Raw genomic sequence first — 19,619 nt, 5'->3', positions numbered from 1 at the left:
GAATCCAAAATTGTAAACTCTCGCTCGTGAAACCATCGCTGCATATCTACCGATCCCTGCCCCCGCCCGAGCGGCGCGCCCCGTGCGCGCTGACGATCGGCAATTTCGACGGCGTCCATCGCGGACACCAGGCCATGCTGGCGCGCGTCTGCCAGGTCGCGAGCGAACGCGCGCTGGCGCCCGCCGTCATGACCTTCGAGCCGCATCCGCGGGAATATTTCGCCACGCTGCACCAGCGCCCGGAACTGGCGCCCACCCGGATCTCCGGGCTGCGCGACAAACTGGCGGCGCTGGCGCGCTACGGCATCTCCCAGGTCGTGGTCGAGCGTTTCAATGCCCGCCTGGCCGAGATGTCGGCCAACGCCTTCATCGAACAGCTGCTGGTGCAGGGCCTGCACACCAGATGGCTGCTGGTGGGCGAGGATTTCCGCTTCGGCCACAAGCGCAGCGGCGACATCGACCTGCTGCGCGAAGCCGGGCTGCGCCACGGCTTCGAGGTGCAGACGCTGGCCGACGTAACCGACCAGCACGGGCACCGCATCTCCAGCTCGGAAGTGCGCACCGCGCTGGCGGTGGGCGACCTGGAGCGCGCCCGCCACCTGCTGGGCCATCCGTATCACATCAGCGGCCACGTCATACACGGCCAGAAGCTGGGCCGCACGCTGGGCTTTCCCACCATGAACCTGCGCGTGGCCGAACGCTGCGCCGCGCGCTCGGGCATTTATGTGGTGCAGGTCCACGGCCTGGGCGAGCGCGCCCTGCCCGCGGTGGCCAGCCTGGGCGTGCGCCCCACGGTCGAAGACCGCGGCCGCGTGCTGCTCGAGGCGCACCTGCTCGACGAGACCATCAACGCTTACGGTAAACTCGTACGCGTCGAATTCCTGCAAAAGTTGCGGGACGAAGAAAAATTCCCTGACCTCCCTTCCCTGACTGCCGCCATCGCCGAAGACGCGCGAAACGCGCGCGCCTATTTTGCCGTCCATGGACTATAAAAAGACCCTCAACCTGCCCGATACCCCTTTCCCCATGCGGGGCGACCTCGCCCGACGCGAGCCCGCCTGGATTTCGCAGTGGGAGGAAAACCACGTCTACCAGGCGATCCGCGCCGCCAGTCGCGGCCGCCCGCGCTTCGTGCTGCACGACGGCCCGCCCTACGCCAACGGCGACATCCATATCGGCCACGCGGTCAACAAGATCCTGAAGGACATCATCGTCAAGAGCCGCAACATGGCCGGCTATGACGCGCACTACGTGCCGGGCTGGGACTGCCACGGCATGCCGATCGAAATCCAGATCGAGAAAAAGTACGGCAAGCACCTGCCGGTGGCCGAAGTCCAGTCCAAGGCCCGCGCCTACGCGCTCGAACAGATCGACCGCCAGCGCAAGGACTTCAAGCGCCTGGGCGTGCTGGGCGAGTGGGATCGTCCCTACATGACGATGAACTTCAGCAATGAAGCCGACGAGATCCGCGCGCTGGGCCGCATCCTGGACAAGGGCTACGTCTTCCGCGGCCTGAAGCCCGTGAACTGGTGCTTCGACTGCGGCTCGGCCCTGGCCGAGGCCGAGGTCGAATACGCCGACCGCGTCGACCCGGCGGTGGACGTGGCCTTCCCGTTCGCCGAACACGCCAGGCTGGCCGCGGCCTTCGGCCTGGATTCGGTGGACGACGGCGCCATCGTCATCTGGACCACCACGCCCTGGACCATCCCGTCCAACCAGGCGCTGAACGTGCATCCCGAAATCGAATACGCCCTGGTGCGCGTGTCGCCGGCGCCCAAGTTCGGCCCCCTGCTGCTGATCGCCAAGGAACGCGTCGAGGATTGCCTGAAGAGCTGGGAGCTGGAAGGCGAAATCATCGCCACCGCCCCGGGCGCGGCGCTGTCCGAGATCCAGTTCCGCCATCCGCTGGCGCAGTTCGAGGCCGCCTACGACCGCAAGGCGCCCGTCTACCTGGGCGACTACGTGACCGCCGACTCCGGCACGGGCGTGGTGCACTCGGCCCCGGCCTACGGCATCGAGGACTTCATCTCGTGCAAGGCGCACGGCATGAAAGACACCGACTTCATCAGCCCGGTGATGGGCGACGGCAAGTATGCCGACAGCCTGGCGCTGTTCGGCGGCCTGTCGATCTGGGACGCCAACCCCAAGATCGTCGAGGCGCTGAAGGAAGCCGGCGCGCTGATGCACGTGGAAAAGCATAAGCACAGCTACATGCACTGCTGGCGCCACAAGACGCCCATCATCTACCGCGCCACCAGCCAGTGGTTCGCCGGCATGGACGTGGCCCCCAAGGACGGCGGCCCGACCCTGCGCGAATCGGCGCTGGCCGGCATCGACGCCACGGCCTTCTATCCGGCCTGGGGCCGCGCCCGCCTGCACGCCATGATCGCCAACCGTCCGGACTGGACCCTGTCGCGCCAGCGCCAGTGGGGCGTGCCGATGGCCTTCTTCGTGCACAAGGAGACCGGCGAGCTGCATCCGCGCACCATCGAATTGCTCGAACAGGTGGCGCAGCGCGTCGAAAAAGGCGGCATCGAGGCCTGGCAGGCGCTGGACCCGCGCGAACTGCTGGGCGACGAGGCCGACCAGTACGAGAAGAACCGCGACACGCTGGACGTGTGGTTCGACTCCGGCAGCACGCACGCCACGGTGCTGGGCGGCAAGGACGGCGCTTTCGCCGGCTCGCACGGCGCCGAACTGGGCTGGCCCGCCGACCTCTACCTGGAAGGCTCGGACCAGCACCGCGGCTGGTTCCATTCCTCGCTGCTGACCGGCTGCATGCTTTACGGCCAGCCGCCCTACAAGGCGCTGCTGACGCACGGCTTCGTGGTCGACGGCCAGGGCCGCAAGATGAGCAAGTCGGTGGGCAACGTGATCGCCCCGCAGAAGGTGTCCGACTCGCTGGGCGCCGAAATCCTGCGCCTGTGGGTGGCCTCCACCGACTACTCGGGCGAACTGTCCATCTCCGACGAGATCCTCAAGCGCGTGGTCGAAGGCTACCGCCGCATCCGCAATACGCTGCGCTTCCTGCTGGCCAACCTGGCCGACTTCGACGCGGTGTCGCAGGCCGTGCCCTACGGCGAACTGTTCGAGATCGACCGCTACGCGCTGGCCATGACGGCGCAGATGCAGGCCGAGGTCCAGGCCAACTACGAACGCTATGACTTCCACCCGGCCGTCGCCCGCCTGCAGACCTTCTGCTCGGAAGACCTGGGCGCGTTCTACCTGGACATCCTGAAGGACCGCCTGTACACCTCGGCCGAAGACAGCCGCGCCCGCCGCTCGGCCCAGACCGCGCTGCTCGACATCACCCAGACGCTGCTCAAGCTGATGGCGCCGATCCTGTCGTTCACGGCCGAAGAAGCCTGGAAGGAACTGGTCGACTCCGCCCTGAAGAACCAGGCCGACGCCGCCCGCACCACGATCTTCACCGAGGTCTACCACGCGCTGCCGCCGTACGCCGACGCCGAAGCGCTGACGGCCAAGTGGACGCGCCTGCGCGCCATCCGCGCCGAAGTCCAGCGCAAGCTCGAAGAAGTGCGCACGGCCGGCGACATCGGTTCGTCGCTGCAGGCCGAGGTCGACCTCTACGCCAGCGGCGCGGACCGCGAACTGCTGGCCAGCCTGGGCGACGACCTGCGCTTCGTGCTGATCGTCTCGCGGGCCACCGTGCACGCCGGCGAAGGCGAGACCCGCATCGAAGTCACGCCCTCGGCGCACAAGAAGTGCGAGCGCTGCTGGCACTGGCGCCTGGACGTGGGCCAGGACGCGGATCATCCCGAGATCTGCGGCCGCTGCGTGTCCAACCTGTTCGGCTCGGGCGAAGCCCGCGACAAGGCCTGAACATGGCCGGGCCCGCCCCCACCGGCGTCCAGTCCGGCACCCGCCCCGCGCCCGCGCGCGTGGGGCGCTGGCTGGCCATCGCGCTGGCCATCATCGTGCTGGACCAGCTGACCAAGATCTACTTCAACACCGCGTACCAGTACGGCCAGCGCGTCAACCTGCTGCCGTTCTTCGACTTCACCCTGGTGTACAACCGCGGCGCCGCGTTCAGTTTCCTGGCGTCCGAGGAAGGCTGGCAGCGCTGGCTGTTCACCGGGCTGGGCTGCGTGGCGGCCGTGGTCATCACCATCATCCTGCGCCGCACCCACGGCCAGCCGCGCTTCTGCCTGGCGCTCACGCTGATTCTGGGCGGCGCCATCGGCAACGTCATCGACCGGGTGGTGCATGGCCACGTGGTGGACTTCCTGCTGTTCTACTGGAACAACTGGCAATTCCCCGCCTTCAACCTGGCCGACGTCGGCATCACCTGCGGCGCCGTGCTGCTGGTGCTGGACGAACTGCTGCGCTCACGCAAGCCGCAAGCCTGAGTTTCGCCGCGTTTGATCCCCCCTGAACGGATGGCGAACGGCGCGATGCCGCAATGCAGAATAAAATCACTGTCCGTTCCTCGTTTACGCGGCGCTGAACCCGCCGCCCCGCCCCCATGCTCGACCTCGCCCGCAAACGCATCGTCCTCGGCCTGACCGGGGGCATCGCCTGCTACAAAATCGCCGAGCTGGTGCGGCGCATGACCGAACAGGGCGCCACGGTCGACGTGGTGATGACCGAGGCGGCCACGCACTTCATCACGCCCATCACCATGCAGGCCCTGTCGGGCCGCCCGGTGTTCGTGGACGCCTGGGACGCGCGCGTGCCCAACAACATGGCGCACATCGACCTGACACGCGGCGCCGACGCCGTGCTGATCGCGCCCGCCAGCGCCGATTTCATGGCCAAGCTGGCCCACGGCATGGCCGACGACCTGCTGTCCACGCTGTGCCTGGCGCGCGCTTGTCCGCTGCTGGTCGCGCCCGCCATGAACCGCGAAATGTGGGCCAACCCGGCCACGCAGCGCAATGTCGCGCAGCTGCGCGCCGACGGCGTCAGCGTGCTGGGACCCGCCGCCGGCGAACAGGCTTGCGGCGAGACCGGCGACGGCCGCATGCTGGAAGCGCACGAACTGCTGACGGACCTGATCGCCTTCTTCCAGCCCAAGCTGCTGGCCGGCCGCCACGTGCTGCTGACCGCCGGCCCCACGTCCGAGCCGGTGGACCCGGTGCGCGTGCTGAGCAACCGCTCCTCGGGCAAGACCGGCTACGCGCTGGCGCGCGCCGCGCGCGAGGCCGGCGCCCGCGTCACGCTGATCACCGGCGCCACCTTCCTGCCGGTGCCGCGCGGCGTCACCGCGCTGTCGGTCACCACCGCGCGCCAGATGCACGATGCGGTGATGGCCAGCGCGGCCGACGCCGACATCTTCATCGCCGTGGCCGCCGTGGCTGACTGGCGCGTGAAGAACGTCAGCACCCAGAAACTGAAAAAGACCAGCGAGGGCGGCGGCGCCCCCGTCATGGAGTTCGAACCCAATCCCGACATCCTGGCCGAAGTCGCCAAGCTGGCCGACGGTCCCTGGTGCGTGGGCTTCGCGGCCGAAACCGAGAAGCTGGCCGAGCACGCCGAAGCCAAGCGCGCGCGCAAGGGCATCCCCCTGCTGGTGGGCAACCTCGCGCACAAGGTCATGGACGCCGACACCACCGAACTGGTGCTGTTCGACGAACAGGGCGTGCATCCCCTGCCCGCCGCCGGCAAGCTGGACGCGGCGCGCCGCCTGATCGCCGAGATCGCGGCGCGGGTGCCGCCGAAGTAGTCCTCTGCGCACTCAAAAAAAAACGCCAGGCGTCGCGGCCTGGCGTTTTTGTTTGCGCGCCCGCGCCGCGGCCGCGCTCAGTGTATGTGCTCCTGCGCCGAGCGGTCGTCACGCTCCATCTGCAGCGTCGTATGGTGCAGGTCGAAGTCCTGCTGCAGGCGGTCTTCGATGGCGCGGCGCACCGCCTCGCCGTCGGCCCCCGGCTCCAGCACCACATGGCCCGTCAGCATCGGATTGCTCTGCGTCACCGCCCACAGGTGGATGTCATGGATGGCGGCCACGCCGGCCGTGCCGGCGATGGCGTCGCGCACCGCCTGCAGGCTCATGCCCGGCGGCACGCCTTCGAGCAGGATGTTCACGCACTCGCGCAACAGCGTCCAGGTGCGCGGGAACACCATGAAGCCGATGCCCACCGCCAGCGCCGAATCCACCCAGCGCCAGCCCGTGAACCAGATCACCACGGCGCCGACGATCACGCCTATCGAGCCCAGCATGTCGGCCCACACTTCCAGGTAGGCGCCCTTCACGTTCAGGCTTTCGTCCTTCGCGCTTGCCAGCAGCCGCATCGCGATCAGGTTGACGATCAGGCCGACCACGGCGACGGCCAGCATCCCCACGGACTGGATATCCGACGGCGCCGACAGGCGCTGATAGGCCTCGTACAGGATGTAGAACGCGATGCCCAGCAGCACCAGCGCATTGACCGCCGCCGCCAGAATCTCGAAGCGGGCGTATCCGTAGGTGCGCATCAGGTCCGCCGCCTTGCGGCCCGCGCGGATCGCGACCAGCGCCAGCAGCAGGGCCATGGCGTCGGTCATCATGTGCATGGCGTCGGAAATCAGCGCCAGGCTGCCCGTCATGATCCCGCCGACGATTTCCACCAGCATGAAGGTGCTGGTCAGGCCCAGCGCGATCCAGAGGCGGGATTCGGGTAAGGTGCGCACGTCGCCGTGCTGATGGCTATCGCTCATTGGTGTCCGCGGATCAAGGCTGGTTCGACGGCGCGACGGCGGTGCCGCACTGCGCGCAGAAACCGGCTCCGGCAGCGATGGCCGCGCGGCACTGCGAGCAGGCCAGCGGCGCCAGCGAGACGCCGCATTGCGAACAATAGCGCCCGCCCGCAGCCTGGGAGGCGCCGCAACCGTTGCAGACGGCGGCGGCGCCCTGCGGCGCGCCGCCATAGGCCCCGCCGCCGCGACGGTCATAGCCATGATGGCCGCCGTACCCGCGATGCCCGGCGCGCCCGCCCAGCAGATGTTTCAGTATGCCCATATCAGCCTCCGAGCCGCGATCGCGGCGTATTGCCAGGCATCATGACAAAGCCTGAAGCAGCTTCAGAGTCAAGGGCAGAGTACGACGACAGTGCCCCGAGGCGAGTATTCGTGGTGCGGTGGCGGCGCTCCCGGAAATGGGATGAATCTGTCACTCGGCCAGGCCCTGCAGGCCCCTCCGACCTCCATACCCCCCTATCATCGGCCCAAAACATGGAGGAATGACATGATCGGACACAAGCCGCCTGCGGCGTCGACAGTCCTGATCGGCGACATCCGTACGCTGATCGAGGCATCACGGCAGCGCGCCGTCTCGACCGCCAACGCCGAACTGACCTTGCTGTTTTGGCGTATCGGCCACCGCATCCATACGGAGGTTCTGGCCGGACAACGGGCCGGATACGGTGAGGAACTACTGGCAACCTTGGCCCGGCACCTCGTTCGCGACTTTGGGCAAGGCTTCGCGGAAAAGAATCTACGGCGCATGGTGCAGTTTGCGGCCGCCTATCCTGACGAATCAATTGTCGTGACGCTGTCACGACAATTGAGCTGGTCGCATTTCGTGGCGCTGTTGCCGCTGAAGGATCCGCTCAGGCGGGACTACTATGCACAAATGGCCAGTGCCGAACGCTGGAGCGTGCGGACACTGCGCGAACGCATGGATTCGATGCTGTACGAGCGCACTGCGCTTTCAAAAAAGCCGCATGAAACAATCGCTCAGGAACTGGCGGCCTTGCGCGATGCCCGCCGGATGTCGCCGGCGCTGGTGATGCGCGACCCATATATCCTGGACTTTCTGGGCCTGCTGGATAGTTGGCAGGAGGACGAACTGGAAGCGGCGATCATCCGCGAAATGCAGTCCTTTCTGCTGGAGCTGGGCGCTGGTTTTTCTTTTCTTGCGCGACAGAAACGCATCCAGATCGACGACGAGGACTTCCACCTCGATCTGCTGTTTTATAACCGCAAGCTGCGCCGACTGGTAGCGGTGGAACTGAAAATCGGCGAGTTCAAAGCAGCGTTCAAGGGGCAGATGGAGCTTTACTTGCGCTGGCTCGACAAGCATGAACGCGAACCTGGAGAAGCCCCGCCGCTAGGCATCATCCTATGCGCCGGCAAAAAGCGCGAGCAGATCGAACTATTGGAGCTGGACAAGTCGGGCATCCATGTCGCCGAATACCTGACCGCCCTTCCACCACCCGCAGTGTTGGCCGAACGGCTACAGCAGGCAACCGAGCGGGCTCGCTCCCAGATCGAGCGCCGCAAGTCCGGCGAACAGCGATGACGGCGGCATTCAGGTTGCGCGAAAAGCCGCCGCCAGACCCGCGATCAAGCCTGGCGCCCTTGCGGACGCTCAGGCGCTGGCGCCTTGCGTTCAATCGAGGCTGATGTTGGCGGCCTTCACGATGTCCGCCCACTGCTGGCGGTCCTTCTCCAGGAACTGGCCGAACTGCTCGGGCGTCATGCCCGTGACCGGCTCCGAACCCAGGCCGGCCATTTTCTCGACCAGGGCGGGTTGCTTGAGCACGTCCTGCAGCGCGGCGTAGTAGGCGGCCAGCACGTCGGCGGGCAGGCCGGCGGGCGCGAACACGCCCTGCCAGGTCGGCATGTCGAAGCCCTTCAGGCCCTGCTCGTCCAGCGTGGGCACGTTGGGCAGCTGCGGCGCGCGCTTGAGCGAGGCCACGCCGATGGCCTTGACCTTGCCTTGCGTGGCCAGCGGGGCCGCGGTGGAGATGTTGTCCATCGTCATCGCGATATGGCCGCCCAGCAGGTCGGTGATGACAGGCGCCGCGCCACGGTACGGCGCGTGCGGCACTTTCACGCCCAGCTTGTACAGCATGGTCTCGGCGATCAGGTGGTTGGAGATGCCCACGCCGGCGGTGCCGTAGGTGGCGGTCGGCGTCTTCTGGAAGTATTCCTTCAGCTCGGCCAGGTTGTTGGCCGGCACGTCCTTGTTCACGATGACCACGTTGGGCTGCACCGCGACCAGCGTGATCGGGGTGAAGTCAGTGGGCTTGTAGTTGGTGCCCTTGGGGTTGAGCACGTGGGTGATGGCCATGGAGCCGGCGGCGCCGATGCCGATGGCGTAGCCGTCGGCCGGCGACTGGCTCAGGCGGTACGCCATGATGTTGCCGCCGGCGCCGGCCAGGTTTTCGACCACGACAGGTTGGCCCAGGCGTTGCGACAGCGGGTCGGCCAGCAGGCGGGCCAGCGTATCGGCCGAGCCGCCCGGGGCGAAGCCCACCAGCAGGCGCACGGGTTTAGCGGGCTTCCAGGCGTCGGCGGCCAGCGCCGGCGTGGCGGCAAGCGCCGAAACGGCGAACAGTGCGCCGACGGCGCGGTTTAGGGTACGGCTGAACATAACGAAAAACTCCCTGCAATATTTGATTCACCGAAGGCCCGGCGCGCCAGGCCTTCGGGTAGAGATTGGGTGTCAGACACCCGGACCAAGGATTTGCGCCAGCGTCTGCGCGACGAGGCGGTTGGAGAGCAGGACCGGACGGCCGGACGCCTGGGCCACGGCCGCGCGCATGCGCTCGGCGTAACCCATGCAGTGCATGACGATCAGGTCACAGGAGGCCAGCTCGCGGCCGGCCTGCTCGAAATTTCGCGCCGCCTGCTGCGCGTCGGCCTCATAAGGCGAGGCGTGCGCCACCTGGACGTCGCAAGGCAGCGGCACGGCCATGTGGAAGGCGTCGACCTGCGCGGCCAGCGGCACCACCAGGCCCACCTTGCGGCAGTGCTGCGCCAGCGCCGCGACCAGGTGATCCACGACCTGCTGCGGCTCCACCACGAGCGTGCGCATCGGCGCGATGGCCGTGCCGGTGCACAGCGGCACCAGCACGTCGTAGCCGGCGGCGTCGGCCTGGCTCATGACCTGGGCCAGCCGGGCCTCGGCGGCGGCCGCGTCCAGCTCGATCTGCGAGCCGTCGCGCATGCGCGTGGCGAAGCGGTAGGCGCCCGGCTTGGGCGCCAGCGCGGCCAGCGCCGCCGCGTCCAGGCCGTCCAGCGCGCCGAACTCGTCGACCTGCACGTGCGCGCCCAGCAGCGGCGCGATTTCCGGCACCACGTCGCTGCGCGGCGACTGCCCGATGGTGAAGAACGCCACCCGCCGCCGCGGTTGCGCGCTCATGCCGCGTCTCCGGTTTCGCGGCCCACGGTCTGCAGGTGCGCCATGGAGCCGTAGCGCGATTGCAGCGCGGCCCATTCGGCCTCGTCGAAAAACGTCATGGCGCGCTGGCCGAAGAGCTTGGCGGTTTCGATGCAGAAGCGCATGGCGACGTCGGCGTCCACCGCGTTGGTCACGCCGGTGGCGCAGCCCGGCACCGTGGTCTGGGCGGTCAGCGCCACGCCCACCACGGGCGCGTCGGTGACGATGGTGGGCTGCATCAGCGAATTCACGTGCCACAGGCCGTTTTCGTAGGGCGTGATGTCCTGCGTGGTCAGCGGCAGCGTCACGGGCAGTTCGCCGCTGACCCAGCCCATCACGTCCAGCATCGTCTCGGGAATGCGCAGCAGATAGCCCTGTTTTGCCACCGGCGTCAGCGCCACGCCGCGCTTGTTGACGAGACGGTTGCCGCGCGTGGTGTCGACCGAGAGGATCGCGTCCATGCGCGGATCGACTTCATGCGACATCATCTCGCGCATCGGGAATGGCGAGCGCATCATCGGCACCGGATGATGCGGACGCGTGCCGGCGCGCGGGCAGATATGCGTGCGGATGCGCACCGTGCCGGGCAACACGTCGCCCTCGCGGGCCATGGCCATCAGCTTGAAAGCCGCCGCGATCGCGACCACCGCGCCATCGCTGTCGGACACCAGGCCCGTGACGGCCGGGCGCGCGCCGATGCCGCCCAGGCGGCCCACGATGCCCAGCTGCGGCGCCGTCTCGTCGGCGCCCGGGATGACGATGGAAAGGAATTCGGTGGCGGCGCCGTCGCGCTCGAGCCGGGTCACCTCGACTTCGCAGTCGCCGGCCTCGCGCAGCCGCTGCGCCACCGACTCGCCGGTGACGTGGGCGGACGACAGCAGTTCGATCGTGTCGATGACTTGCTTCATGCCTGGACCTCCACCGGACCCGGGCGGAATACGCGCGGTTCCTGCTGGCCGAGGAACAGCGGCGCCTCGTGCGGGCCGATCAGGGTCATCTCGCCGCCGCTCACCCGCAGCCCGGAGCCTTCCGGCAGGCCCAGCACCGGCATCGCCGGGTTCAGGGTGCAGAACTCGGCCAGGCGCTGCGCGCGGGTCTCGCCGCGGTGGCCCGGCGGATGGGCGTTGGTGTAGTGCGGATTGATCTGGAACGGCAGCAGGCCCAGTGCGTCGAAGCCCTGCGGGTCGGTGATGGGCATGTCGTTGGTGGTGCAGATGGTCGGGCAGCTCAGGTTGGACCCGGCGCTCCAGCCCAGATAGGCCGCGCCCTGGCGGACCCGGCGCGCCACCACGCCCAGCAGGCCCTGGCGGCGCAGCTGGCCCAGCAGGTTGAACGTGTTGCCGCCGCCCACGATGATCACGGCCGCGCCTTCCAGCGCGGCCACCGGATCTTCGGCGCGGTGCAGGCCCTGGATGTCCAGGCCGGTGTCGGCCAGCGCCGAGACCACCAGCGCGGTGTAGTCGTCCCAGTTGCGGGTCACGCCCGCGAACGGCACGAACACGGCCGGCGCGCCCGGCGGCAGCGCCGCGATCAGTTCGCGGATGGCGGGCAGCGCATGCACCAGATAGCCGGCGTCGCTGCTGGAATTGCTGAGTAGCAGGAGGTTCATGAAAGCGATTTCCGTAAGGAAGTTTGGAGATTCAGGCTAGCCAATAGGGATCGTTCAGTTCGCGGCCCAGCGCCCCCACCTGCTCGAGCACGGTCTGGCGCAACCGCGCGACGCGCTCGGCGTCGACCTGGAAAGACACGAAGGACAGGCACAGGCCGCGCAGCTCGCCGGTGGCGGGATCGCGCAGCGCCGCGGCCACCGCGCCGATACCGGGCATGGCCTGGTCGATGGCGACGCCGCAGCGGTCGGCGCGGACCTGCGCCACCAGGCCGGCCAGTTCGCCCACGGTGGCGGGACAATCGCGTCCCTCCATGGGCAGCGACTGGCCGGGGTCGGCGCCGTACAGCGCCTGGAACTCGGCATCGCTCAGGCGCGACAGCAGCGCCCGGCCCATGGCGGTGCCCGAGGCCGCGCGGCGCGAGCCGGGCGAAGACAGCACCTGCACCGGGTGCGAGCCGTTCAGGCGCTGCAGCACCACGGTCTCGCGCTGGTTCAGGGTGGACAGATAGGCGGTCAGCCCGCTTTCGTCGGACAGGCGCGCCAGCACGGCGCGGCAGGCGTCATCGAGCGGCGTGGCCGCCATGCCGGCGCGCACCGCCTGGGCCAGCAAGGCCCCTGCGCGGTAGCGGCGCGTGGCGGGGTCCTGGTCCAGCAGGCCGTAATGCTGCATCTGGTTGAGCAGGCGCGAAGCCGTGCTCTTGGGCAACGCAAGGCGCGCCGCCACATCGGTGAAGCTCAATTCCGTCGCGCCGTCCGCATACAGCGACAAGACGCGCTGGACTCCGTCGAGAATGCTCATATTGGTTCCGAATTATGGAACTCAAGTTCCTAATAGAAGAACAAGAATAAAGCACGGGGTGGATGGCGGTCAATACGAAGTGCAATGGGCGGGGTTTCCGGCAGACTGCAGAGACACAAAGGCGGCCCCGCCCTGTGGCCCATGCGAAAAGGACGAACCATGACCATCCCGCCCCCTTCTTCCAAGTCTCGTGACGCGAGGCTGGCCCGCAATGATCCAGGTCAGGCCGCACGCATTCCCGCAGCCGGCCCGGGAAATATCGTGACCTTGCTGGCCGAATGGAGAAACGAAGAACCGTTAGGACCCGAAGACCAGTTCCCCGATCTCGAGGACACACCGATCGGGCGGCAAAACCCGCGATGAGCGCCTATCTGCTGGACACCAATATCATCAGCGTCCTGCTGCGCGAGCCCGATGGCCGGGCCGCGCGCCGTGTCGAGCGGGTCGGCCATCGCCGGGTCTGCACCAGCATCGTCGTCGCGGCCGAACTGCGCTACGGTTGCGCCAAGAAGAACTCCGCCAGATTGCGTGCCAGGGTCGGATGCCTGCTGAACGCGATACCGGTCCTGCCGCTGGACGCGCCCGCCGACGCCAGATACGGCAGCATTCGCGCCCAGTTGGAAGCGGCAGGGGAAACCATCGGCGCCAATGATTTATTGATCGGCGCGCATGCCCACGCGCTCGGCCTGACGCTGGTGACCGGCAACACCCGGGAATTCGAGCGCATTCGCGGGCTGGTCATAGAAAACTGGCTGGCTTGAAATCGGCGCTGCGCTGCGGCGCCCCTTCCCTACCGCTCCGCCATCTCCGCCCACTGCGCCAGCGGCAGCGGCGGTTGTTCGTGCAGGATGCGCGCCAGCACCAGTTTCAATTCGGCCCAGCCGCCGCGCGCGGTGGGCCAGCTCGACGGAGTGACCGGCGTCCAGCCACCGTCGGCGGCGCGCTGCGCCATCTTGAAGCGGAAGGTGTAGTGGCCCGCCACGCCCATGCGCAGGTCGGTGACGACCAGGGCGTCGCCGATGGCGTCGTAGCGCAGCCAGTCGTCGGTGAACCAGCGCAGCCGCTGGTGCAACGGCACGCCGGCCAGGGCCTGGCCGAGGTCCAGGTTCAGCGGCTGGCGCAGCCATTCCGGCGGGTCGCGGTCGAACAGGCTGCTGACGGATTCGTAATAGTGGCCGTCGGCGGTCTTGGCGATGACGCGCCATACCAGGGTGTTGAATGGCATGTTGACCGCGCGCAGTTCGGTGACGGCGATGCCCCGGGCCTGCATCGCTTCGCGCACTCGGTGCTCGGCGGCCATGCGGCCGGCCAGGCCGAAGCCCAGGTAGGCGGTGCTGAACACCAGGGCGGCGGCCAGCAGGCGGCGCGCGCCGCGGGTCATGCCGCAGGCGATCGCCACCAGCACGCCGGCGGCCAGCGGCACGGTGTAGACGGGGTCGATGATGAAGACGGCGGACCAGCTTTCCGGTATGCGCGCCAGCGGCCAGAAGAGCTGGGTGCCGTAGACGGTGAACGCGTCCAGCACGGGGTGCGTGACCAGCACCAGCCACAAGGTGAGGAACAGCCGCCGCCCGCTGTAGGGCGCCTGCGGCCAGTATTTGCGGATCAGCCAGGCGAGCAAGGCGGCCAGGCCGGTCAGGACGAAGACCGAATGCGAGAAGCCGCGATGGTAGGTCATGAGCGAGACCGGGTCGGGGTAGCTCATCAGCACGTCCAGGTCCGGCACGGTGGCCAGGGCCGCGCCGTAGATCAGCGCCCGGCGTCCCTGGAAGCGTCCCATCAGCGCGCCCTGTATTCCGGCGCCCAGCACCGCTTGCGTAACCGAATCCATAATTCCCTGACTGTAGACTTCAACCGTACGGACTAGGGCCTGCGCGTCCGCTCTTGCAGGCGTTAAGATACCCGATTGCATTCAGCTTATTTTCAAGTTTGCCTTTGTGAGCCTATACGTGGACCAATACATCGACCAGATCGCCGCGTTCATCGAGACCAACCAGGCATGGGCGGGTCCGATCACTTTCCTGCTGACGCTGGGCGAGTCCCTGGTGCTGGTGGGCCTCTTCATCCCGGCCACCGCGCTGATGCTGCTGACCGGCGGGCTGATCGGCGCGGGTACGCTGAGCCCGTGGATCGTGCTGGCCTGGGGCATCGCCGGGGCCATCGTGGGCGATGCGCTGTCTTACTGGCTGGGCCGCTGGGCCGGGCCGAACGTGCTGCGCCGCTGGCCGCTGAAGCAGCAGCGCTCCGGCGTCGCGCGCGCCCGCCTGTTTTTCTACCGCTACGGTTTCGCTTCGGTGCTGGTCGGCCGCTTCCTGGGCCCGATCCGTTCCACCATTCCCACGGTGGCCGGGGTGATGGGCATGGCCCACGGCCGCTTCCAGCTGGCCAATGTCATTTCCGCCGCCCTGTGGCTGCCGCTGATGCTGGCGCCGGGCTACATCACGGCGCGCAGCCTGGGCACAGCGGACAACGCGCAGCAGATCGCCATGATGATAGGCGCCGGCCTGTCGGTGCTGCTGGGCGGCGGCCTGCTGGTGGCCATGCTGCGCAAACGCCGCGTGCCGGCTCGCCAGCGCCGCGGCAACTGAACCGGAGAGCTCCATGGCCATCGATGGCGAGCCGAAAGACGGCGATTTCGTGCGCTATATCGAAAACCTGACGCGCGCTGGCGGCGCCGCGCGCGGCAGGGTCGAGGCCGAGCGCGTCGACGCCGGCCTGTTGTCCGACCCCTTCCCCACGCCCGCGCGCAAGCCCGCGGCGGCCGCCCCCGCCGGCCAGGAAGACCCCGCCGCGGACTCGCTGGCGCGGCGCGCGCGCCAGCGCAAGATCGGCATCATCCTGACCATAGGCGGCGTGCTGGCCGGCTGGGCGGCGGCGCGCATCGTGTTCCAGGTGCTGCGCAGCCCGCAGGTCGACCTGGACGAGCTGATGCCCGCGGCCTTCCTGGTTTTCTTCGCGGTGATGCTGTTCAAGGCCGCCGCCGGCGCGCGCAATCCGCGCCGGCCGCCGCTGGCCAAGCTGCCGCCCTTGAAGACCTCCGCGTACCGCAAGGACGGTAGCGCGTGAGGCCGGGACGCGGCGGCAATGGTGCTAACATTTCCGCCGCTGTCCAACAGACCCCACGAACCCGGAGTGAAAGTGAATAACGTAGTCGGATTGAACCAGGCCCAGGCGGCCACGATGCTCAAGTTGCAGGACCACTTGAACAGCATGATCAATCCGGACTGGGTCAACGGCGGCGCCCGTTTCCTGCGGGCCGCCTTCGTCGAATCGGCCGAGGCGCTGGAGCACTACGGCTGGAAATGGTGGAAGAAGCAGACCATCGACCTGCCCCAGGTGCAGATGGAACTGGTGGACATCCTGCACTTCTATCTGTCGCACACCATCGTCGCGGCCGGCGGCAGCGCCGGGCAGGCCGCCGACGCGCTGGTGGCCGATCTGGCCGGACCGGCCTCGGTGTCGCTGGACGGCAAGGCCTACGCGCTGGACACGCTGAACGTGCCCGAGCTGCTCGAACTGATCGGCGGCCTGGCGGTGTGCGGGCGCGCCAGCTTCAAGGTGCTGGAGCAGGCCATGACGGCCTGCGAAATGAGCTGGAACGACGCCTACACGCAGTACGTTTCCAAGAACGTGCTGAACATCTTCCGCCAGCGCCACGGCTACAAGGAAGGCACCTACGTCAAGATCTGGAACGGCGAAGAAGACAACGTCGTGCTGGCGCGGCTGATGTCGGCGCTGGACCCGGCCCAGGCCGATTTCGCCGAACAGCTGCAGGCCCGGCTGGAACAGGCTTACGCCGCTCTCTAGGCGCTGCGGGCCACGGGCCCCGCCACCGAATCGATCGCGACGTCCCACACCGACGGCGAACCCACCTGCTGGCGCAGCGCTTCGGTGAAGGCGCGTATCCTGGCGTTGGCGCGCGGCATGGCCCGCAACAGATAAATGCCGCTGTCCGGCGCCGGCACGGCGTCCCGCAGCGCCAGCTGCACCAGGCGGCCGGCGCCGATGTCCGGGCCGGCCGACCAGTTCGGCATGAGCGCGATGCCCAGACCTTCCAGCGCGGCCTGGCGCCGCGCGTCGCAATCGTCGCATTCGAGCACGAAGCGGGCGTCCTGCGCCCACAGCCCGCCGCCCACCTCGCGCCAGCCGCGCACGCTGGTGCTGTGGCGCCGGTCGATCAGGCGGTGGCGCGCCAGGTCCGCCAGCGTGCGCGGCACGCCGTGCCGCTCCAGATAGGACGGCGCCGCGCAGATCAGGTAGCGGTGGCTGCCGATGCGCTGCCCGATCAGGCTGCTGTCGGGCTGCTGCCCCACCCTGACCACCACATCCATGCGCTCGACCACCGGGTCCACCACCCGCTCGGTCAGCTCCAGTTCCACGCGCAATTGCGGATGGCGCAGGCCCAGGCGCGGCAGCATGGGCACCACGTAGCGCCGCGCGAAAGCAGGCAGGCAGCTCACGCGCAGCTGGCCCTGGACGCTCTGTTCCAGCGAAATGACCTCGGAACGGGCCTCCGTCATGTCGTGCAGGATCTTCACGGCGCGCTCGTAGAGCACTTCGCCGGCCTCGGTCAGGGCCAGGGCGCGGGTGGAGCGCAGGAACAGCGGCACCTGCAGTTCGGACTCCAGCGCCCCGATCTGGCGCGCCACGGACGAGGCCACCATGCCGCGGCGGCGCGCCACCTCGGAGAAGCTCTGCGCGCGCGCGACGTCGACGAAGATCGACAGGTTTTCGGCGAATTTGACGGCTTTCATTTGTGCATATGGCGCAAAAGGCTTTGGCGTGTGGCGCGTGCTTTCCTGCTGGCGCTGGCACTTACGATAGCGTGCATGGCCGCAGTTTGGCAATTTGCACAAAAATAGGAACCGCAATGACCGACACCGCTTACCCGAACGCCGTCTCGCCGTTCGTCTACACCAGCCGCGCGCAGCGCGTGGTCTTCGGCCCGGGCAGCCTGGAAGGTCTGGCGGCCGAGCTCGACGCGCTGGGCCTGCGGCGGGCGCTGGTGCTGTGCACCGCGCCGCAGCGCGCCCAGGCCGAGCGCGTGGCCGCGCTGCTCGGCGCCGACCGCGTCGCCGGCATATTCGACCAGGCGGCGATGCACGTGCCCATCGAGGTCGCGCGCCAGGCGCGCCAGGCGGCGCGCGAGCATGGCGCGGATTGCGCCGTGGCGGTGGGCGGCGGCTCCACCATCGGACTGGGCAAGGCCATCGCGCTGGAGGCCGGCCTGCCCGTGATCGCGGTGCCCACCACTTACGCCGGTTCCGAGATGACGCCGATCTACGGCATCACCGAAGCCGGCCTGAAAAAGACCGGCAAGGACGAGCGCGTGCTGCCGCGCAGCGTGGTCTACGACCCGGAACTGAGCATGTCGCTGCCGGCGGCGATGAGCGCGACCAGCGGCATGAACGCCATCGCCCACGCCGCCGAAGGGCTGTACTCGGCCGACGGCAATCCCATCATGGACCTGATGGCGCAGGAAGGCATCCGGGCGCTGGCCCGGGCGCTGCCCGTCATCTGCGGCGGCGCGGCCGGCCAGGCCCTGCAGGCGGCGCGCGGCGACGCGCTGTACGGCGCCTGGCTTTGCGGGACCGTGCTGGGCAGTGTGGGCATGGCCCTGCACCACAAGCTCTGCCATACGCTGGGCGGCAGCTTCAACCTGCCGCACGCCGAGGTGCATACCGTGGTGCTGCCGCATGCCCTGGCCTACAACGCGCCGGCCGCGCCGCAGGCGATGCAGCGCATCGCCGCCGCGCTGGGCGCGTCCGACGCCGCGCAGGGCGTGTACGACCTGGCCCGCTCGCTGGACGCGCCCACGGCGCTGCGCGAGATCGGCATGCGCGAGCAGGACCTGGACCAGGCCTGCGACATCGCGCTGCGCACGCCCTATCCCAACCCGCGTCCGCTGGAACGCGCGGCCTTGCGCGCCTTGCTGCAGGACGCCTACGAAGGCCGCCGGCCCGGGGCGGCCGGCCGCTAGCGCGCGCCGAAGCGGGTTTCGCCGAACAGCGCTTTCTGGTCGCGCGGCTGCGAGCGCCAGTACTGGTGCGGCGCGGCGACCTGGCCGCCGAGCTGCGCGGCGGCATGCCAGGGCCAGCGCGGGTCATACAGCATGCCGCGCGCCAGCGCGACCATGTCGGCCTGGCCCTGCGCCAGGATGTCCTCGGCCTGCTGCGCCTCGGTAATCATGCCGACGGCGATGGTGGGCATGCCCACCTGGCGCTTGATCTGCTCGGCGAACGGCACCTGGTAGTTCGGCCCGACCGGAATTTTCTGCTGCGGCGACACGCCCCCGGAGGACACGTCGATGAACTCGCAGCCGCGCGCCTTGAGCTGCTGCGCGAAGGCCAGGGTCTGCTCCAGGTCCCAGCCCCCTTCGACCCAGTCCGTGGCCGAGACGCGCACGCCCAGCGCCACATTGCGCGGCGTGATTTCGCGCACCGCCTGGAACACCTCCAGCGGAAAGCGCATGCGGTTCTCCAGCGAGCCGCCGTAGGCATCGTCGCGACGGTTGGCCAGCGGCGACAGGAACTGGTGCAGCAGGTAGCCGTGCGCCGCATGCAGCTCGATCGCGTCCAGCCCCAGGCGCAGCGCGCGGCGGGCGCTGTCGACGAAGGCCTCGCGCACGCGCGCCAGACCGGCCTGGTCCAGGACCCGGGGCGCCGGCTCGGCCGCGCCGTGCGGCAGGGCCGAAGGCGCCCAGGGCTGCCAGCCGCCCGCCTCGGGCGCGACCAACTGACCGCCGTTCCAGGGCGCCTCGCTGGAGGCCTTGCGGCCCGCGTGGCCGAGCTGTATGCCGAGCCTGATCGGCGAATGGCGCCGTACGGCGGCCACCACGCGGCCCAGCGCGGCCTCGGTGTCGTCGGACCACAGGCCGAGATCGCCCGGCGAGATGCGGCCCTCCGGCTCGACCGCCGTGGCTTCGATGAACATCAGCCCGGCGCCGGACAGCGCCAGGTGGCCCAGGTGGATCATGTGCCAGTCGACGGCCCGGCCCTGTTCTGCCGAGTATTGGCACATGGGCGCGATGACGATGCGGTTGGCCAGTTCCAGGTTGCCGATGGCGGCGGGGCTGAAAAGCAGGGACATGCGAGGAACCTCCGTGT

The 19,619-nt window shown here is 68.6% G+C and carries 21 protein-coding genes; 11 read left to right on the top strand and 10 right to left on the bottom strand.

The features are described from left to right. The first annotated feature begins 26 nt into the window (after positions 1-26). From AC1M14_RS10375 to coaBC, 4 genes are all read left to right on the top strand, one after another. Positions 27-992, top strand: coding sequence for a bifunctional riboflavin kinase/FAD synthetase (locus AC1M14_RS10375; RefSeq protein WP_102772127.1), 966 nt, complete (start codon positions 27-29; stop codon positions 990-992). Then, on the top strand, positions 982-3,843 hold the full coding sequence (ileS, locus tag AC1M14_RS10370) for an isoleucine--tRNA ligase (protein WP_479731537.1): 2,862 nt from the start codon (positions 982-984) through the stop codon (positions 3,841-3,843). The genes AC1M14_RS10375 and ileS overlap by 11 nt, the downstream gene beginning before the upstream one ends. 2 nt (positions 3,844-3,845) lie before the next feature. Then, positions 3,846-4,370 (top strand): signal peptidase II, encoded by a 525-nt coding sequence (lspA, locus tag AC1M14_RS10365; protein WP_102772129.1) that lies wholly within the window; start codon positions 3,846-3,848, stop codon positions 4,368-4,370. A gap of 116 nt (positions 4,371-4,486) precedes the next feature. After that, positions 4,487-5,686: a bifunctional phosphopantothenoylcysteine decarboxylase/phosphopantothenate--cysteine ligase CoaBC gene (gene coaBC, locus AC1M14_RS10360; protein ID WP_479731536.1), complete on the top strand. Its 1,200-nt coding sequence runs from the start codon at positions 4,487-4,489 to the stop codon at positions 5,684-5,686. 77 nt (positions 5,687-5,763) lie between these two features. Here coaBC and AC1M14_RS10355 read toward each other — a convergent pair whose 3' ends face one another. After that, entirely contained in the window at positions 5,764-6,657 is an 894-nt protein-coding gene (locus tag AC1M14_RS10355) for a cation diffusion facilitator family transporter (RefSeq protein ID WP_102772131.1), read from the bottom strand. 13 nt (positions 6,658-6,670) lie between these two features. Then, positions 6,671-6,958 carry a double zinc ribbon domain-containing protein gene (locus AC1M14_RS10350; protein ID WP_479731535.1) on the bottom strand — a complete coding sequence of 96 codons (288 nt, stop codon included), beginning with the start codon at positions 6,956-6,958 and terminating at the stop codon, positions 6,671-6,673. A 225-nt stretch (positions 6,959-7,183) separates the two neighbouring features. Between AC1M14_RS10350 and AC1M14_RS10345 the strand changes: the two genes are divergently transcribed. Then, positions 7,184-8,239 (top strand): PDDEXK nuclease domain-containing protein, encoded by a 1,056-nt coding sequence (locus AC1M14_RS10345; protein ID WP_479731534.1) that lies wholly within the window; start codon positions 7,184-7,186, stop codon positions 8,237-8,239. Positions 8,240-8,329: 90 nt separating this feature from the next. On the opposite strand, the gene AC1M14_RS10340 is transcribed toward AC1M14_RS10345, so the two are convergent. The 5 genes from AC1M14_RS10340 to AC1M14_RS10320 form a co-directional block, all read right to left on the bottom strand. After that, complete coding sequence (locus AC1M14_RS10340) at positions 8,330-9,316, bottom strand: Bug family tripartite tricarboxylate transporter substrate binding protein (RefSeq protein ID WP_102772133.1); 987 nt, start codon at positions 9,314-9,316, stop codon at positions 8,330-8,332. Between the two features lie 72 nt (positions 9,317-9,388). Next, positions 9,389-10,087: an AroM family protein gene (locus AC1M14_RS10335; protein ID WP_102772134.1), complete on the bottom strand. Its 699-nt coding sequence runs from the start codon at positions 10,085-10,087 to the stop codon at positions 9,389-9,391. Further along, on the bottom strand, positions 10,084-11,013 hold the full coding sequence (locus AC1M14_RS10330) for a DUF1177 domain-containing protein (RefSeq protein ID WP_209165332.1): 930 nt from the start codon (positions 11,011-11,013) through the stop codon (positions 10,084-10,086). The genes AC1M14_RS10335 and AC1M14_RS10330 overlap by 4 nt, the downstream gene beginning before the upstream one ends. Further along, positions 11,010-11,714, bottom strand: coding sequence for a dipeptidase PepE (gene pepE, locus AC1M14_RS10325; RefSeq protein WP_102772136.1), 705 nt, complete (start codon positions 11,712-11,714; stop codon positions 11,010-11,012). Before pepE ends, AC1M14_RS10330 begins: the two co-directional genes overlap by 4 nt. Before the next feature lie 31 nt (positions 11,715-11,745). Further along, positions 11,746-12,513 carry an IclR family transcriptional regulator gene (locus tag AC1M14_RS10320; protein WP_111824799.1) on the bottom strand — a complete coding sequence of 256 codons (768 nt, stop codon included), beginning with the start codon at positions 12,511-12,513 and terminating at the stop codon, positions 11,746-11,748. A 159-nt stretch (positions 12,514-12,672) separates the two neighbouring features. Between AC1M14_RS10320 and AC1M14_RS10315 the strand changes: the two genes are divergently transcribed. Both AC1M14_RS10315 and AC1M14_RS10310 read left to right on the top strand, forming a co-directional pair. After that, positions 12,673-12,876 (top strand): hypothetical protein, encoded by a 204-nt coding sequence (locus tag AC1M14_RS10315; protein WP_479731533.1) that lies wholly within the window; start codon positions 12,673-12,675, stop codon positions 12,874-12,876. Further along, entirely contained in the window at positions 12,873-13,274 is a 402-nt protein-coding gene (locus tag AC1M14_RS10310; protein ID WP_479731532.1) for a PIN domain-containing protein, read from the top strand. The genes AC1M14_RS10315 and AC1M14_RS10310 overlap by 4 nt, the downstream gene beginning before the upstream one ends. A 29-nt stretch (positions 13,275-13,303) precedes the next feature. Here AC1M14_RS10310 and AC1M14_RS10305 read toward each other — a convergent pair whose 3' ends face one another. After that, positions 13,304-14,344, bottom strand: a complete 1,041-nt coding sequence (locus tag AC1M14_RS10305) for a metal-dependent hydrolase (protein ID WP_479731530.1) — start codon at positions 14,342-14,344, stop codon at positions 13,304-13,306. Positions 14,345-14,462: 118 nt separating this feature from the next. Between AC1M14_RS10305 and AC1M14_RS10300 the strand changes: the two genes are divergently transcribed. From AC1M14_RS10300 to AC1M14_RS10290, 3 genes are all read left to right on the top strand, one after another. After that, complete coding sequence (locus tag AC1M14_RS10300; protein WP_102772140.1) at positions 14,463-15,101, top strand: DedA family protein; 639 nt, start codon at positions 14,463-14,465, stop codon at positions 15,099-15,101. 13 nt (positions 15,102-15,114) lie between these two features. Continuing rightward, positions 15,115-15,579 (top strand): hypothetical protein, encoded by a 465-nt coding sequence (locus AC1M14_RS10295; protein ID WP_209165328.1) that lies wholly within the window; start codon positions 15,115-15,117, stop codon positions 15,577-15,579. Between the two features lie 90 nt (positions 15,580-15,669). Next, on the top strand, positions 15,670-16,320 hold the full coding sequence (locus tag AC1M14_RS10290; protein ID WP_102772142.1) for a dUTPase: 651 nt from the start codon (positions 15,670-15,672) through the stop codon (positions 16,318-16,320). Here AC1M14_RS10290 and AC1M14_RS10285 read toward each other — a convergent pair. Further along, positions 16,317-17,267 (bottom strand): LysR family transcriptional regulator, encoded by a 951-nt coding sequence (locus tag AC1M14_RS10285; RefSeq protein ID WP_102772143.1) that lies wholly within the window; start codon positions 17,265-17,267, stop codon positions 16,317-16,319. The genes AC1M14_RS10290 and AC1M14_RS10285 overlap by 4 nt on opposite strands. A gap of 116 nt (positions 17,268-17,383) precedes the next feature. On the opposite strand from AC1M14_RS10285, the gene AC1M14_RS10280 reads away from it, so the two are divergent. Further along, entirely contained in the window at positions 17,384-18,493 is a 1,110-nt protein-coding gene (locus AC1M14_RS10280) for a maleylacetate reductase (protein WP_479731529.1), read from the top strand. Here AC1M14_RS10280 and AC1M14_RS10275 read toward each other — a convergent pair. Beyond that, positions 18,490-19,602 carry an NADH:flavin oxidoreductase/NADH oxidase gene (locus AC1M14_RS10275; RefSeq protein WP_102772145.1) on the bottom strand — a complete coding sequence of 371 codons (1,113 nt, stop codon included), beginning with the start codon at positions 19,600-19,602 and terminating at the stop codon, positions 18,490-18,492. The two genes, AC1M14_RS10280 and AC1M14_RS10275, sit on opposite strands and share 4 nt — an antisense overlap. Between the last annotated feature and the right edge of the window lie 17 nt (positions 19,603-19,619).

The sequence above is a fragment of the Achromobacter sp. SX5 genome (assembly GCF_056711425.1).
This window is presented reverse-complemented; position numbering and strand designations above follow the sequence as displayed.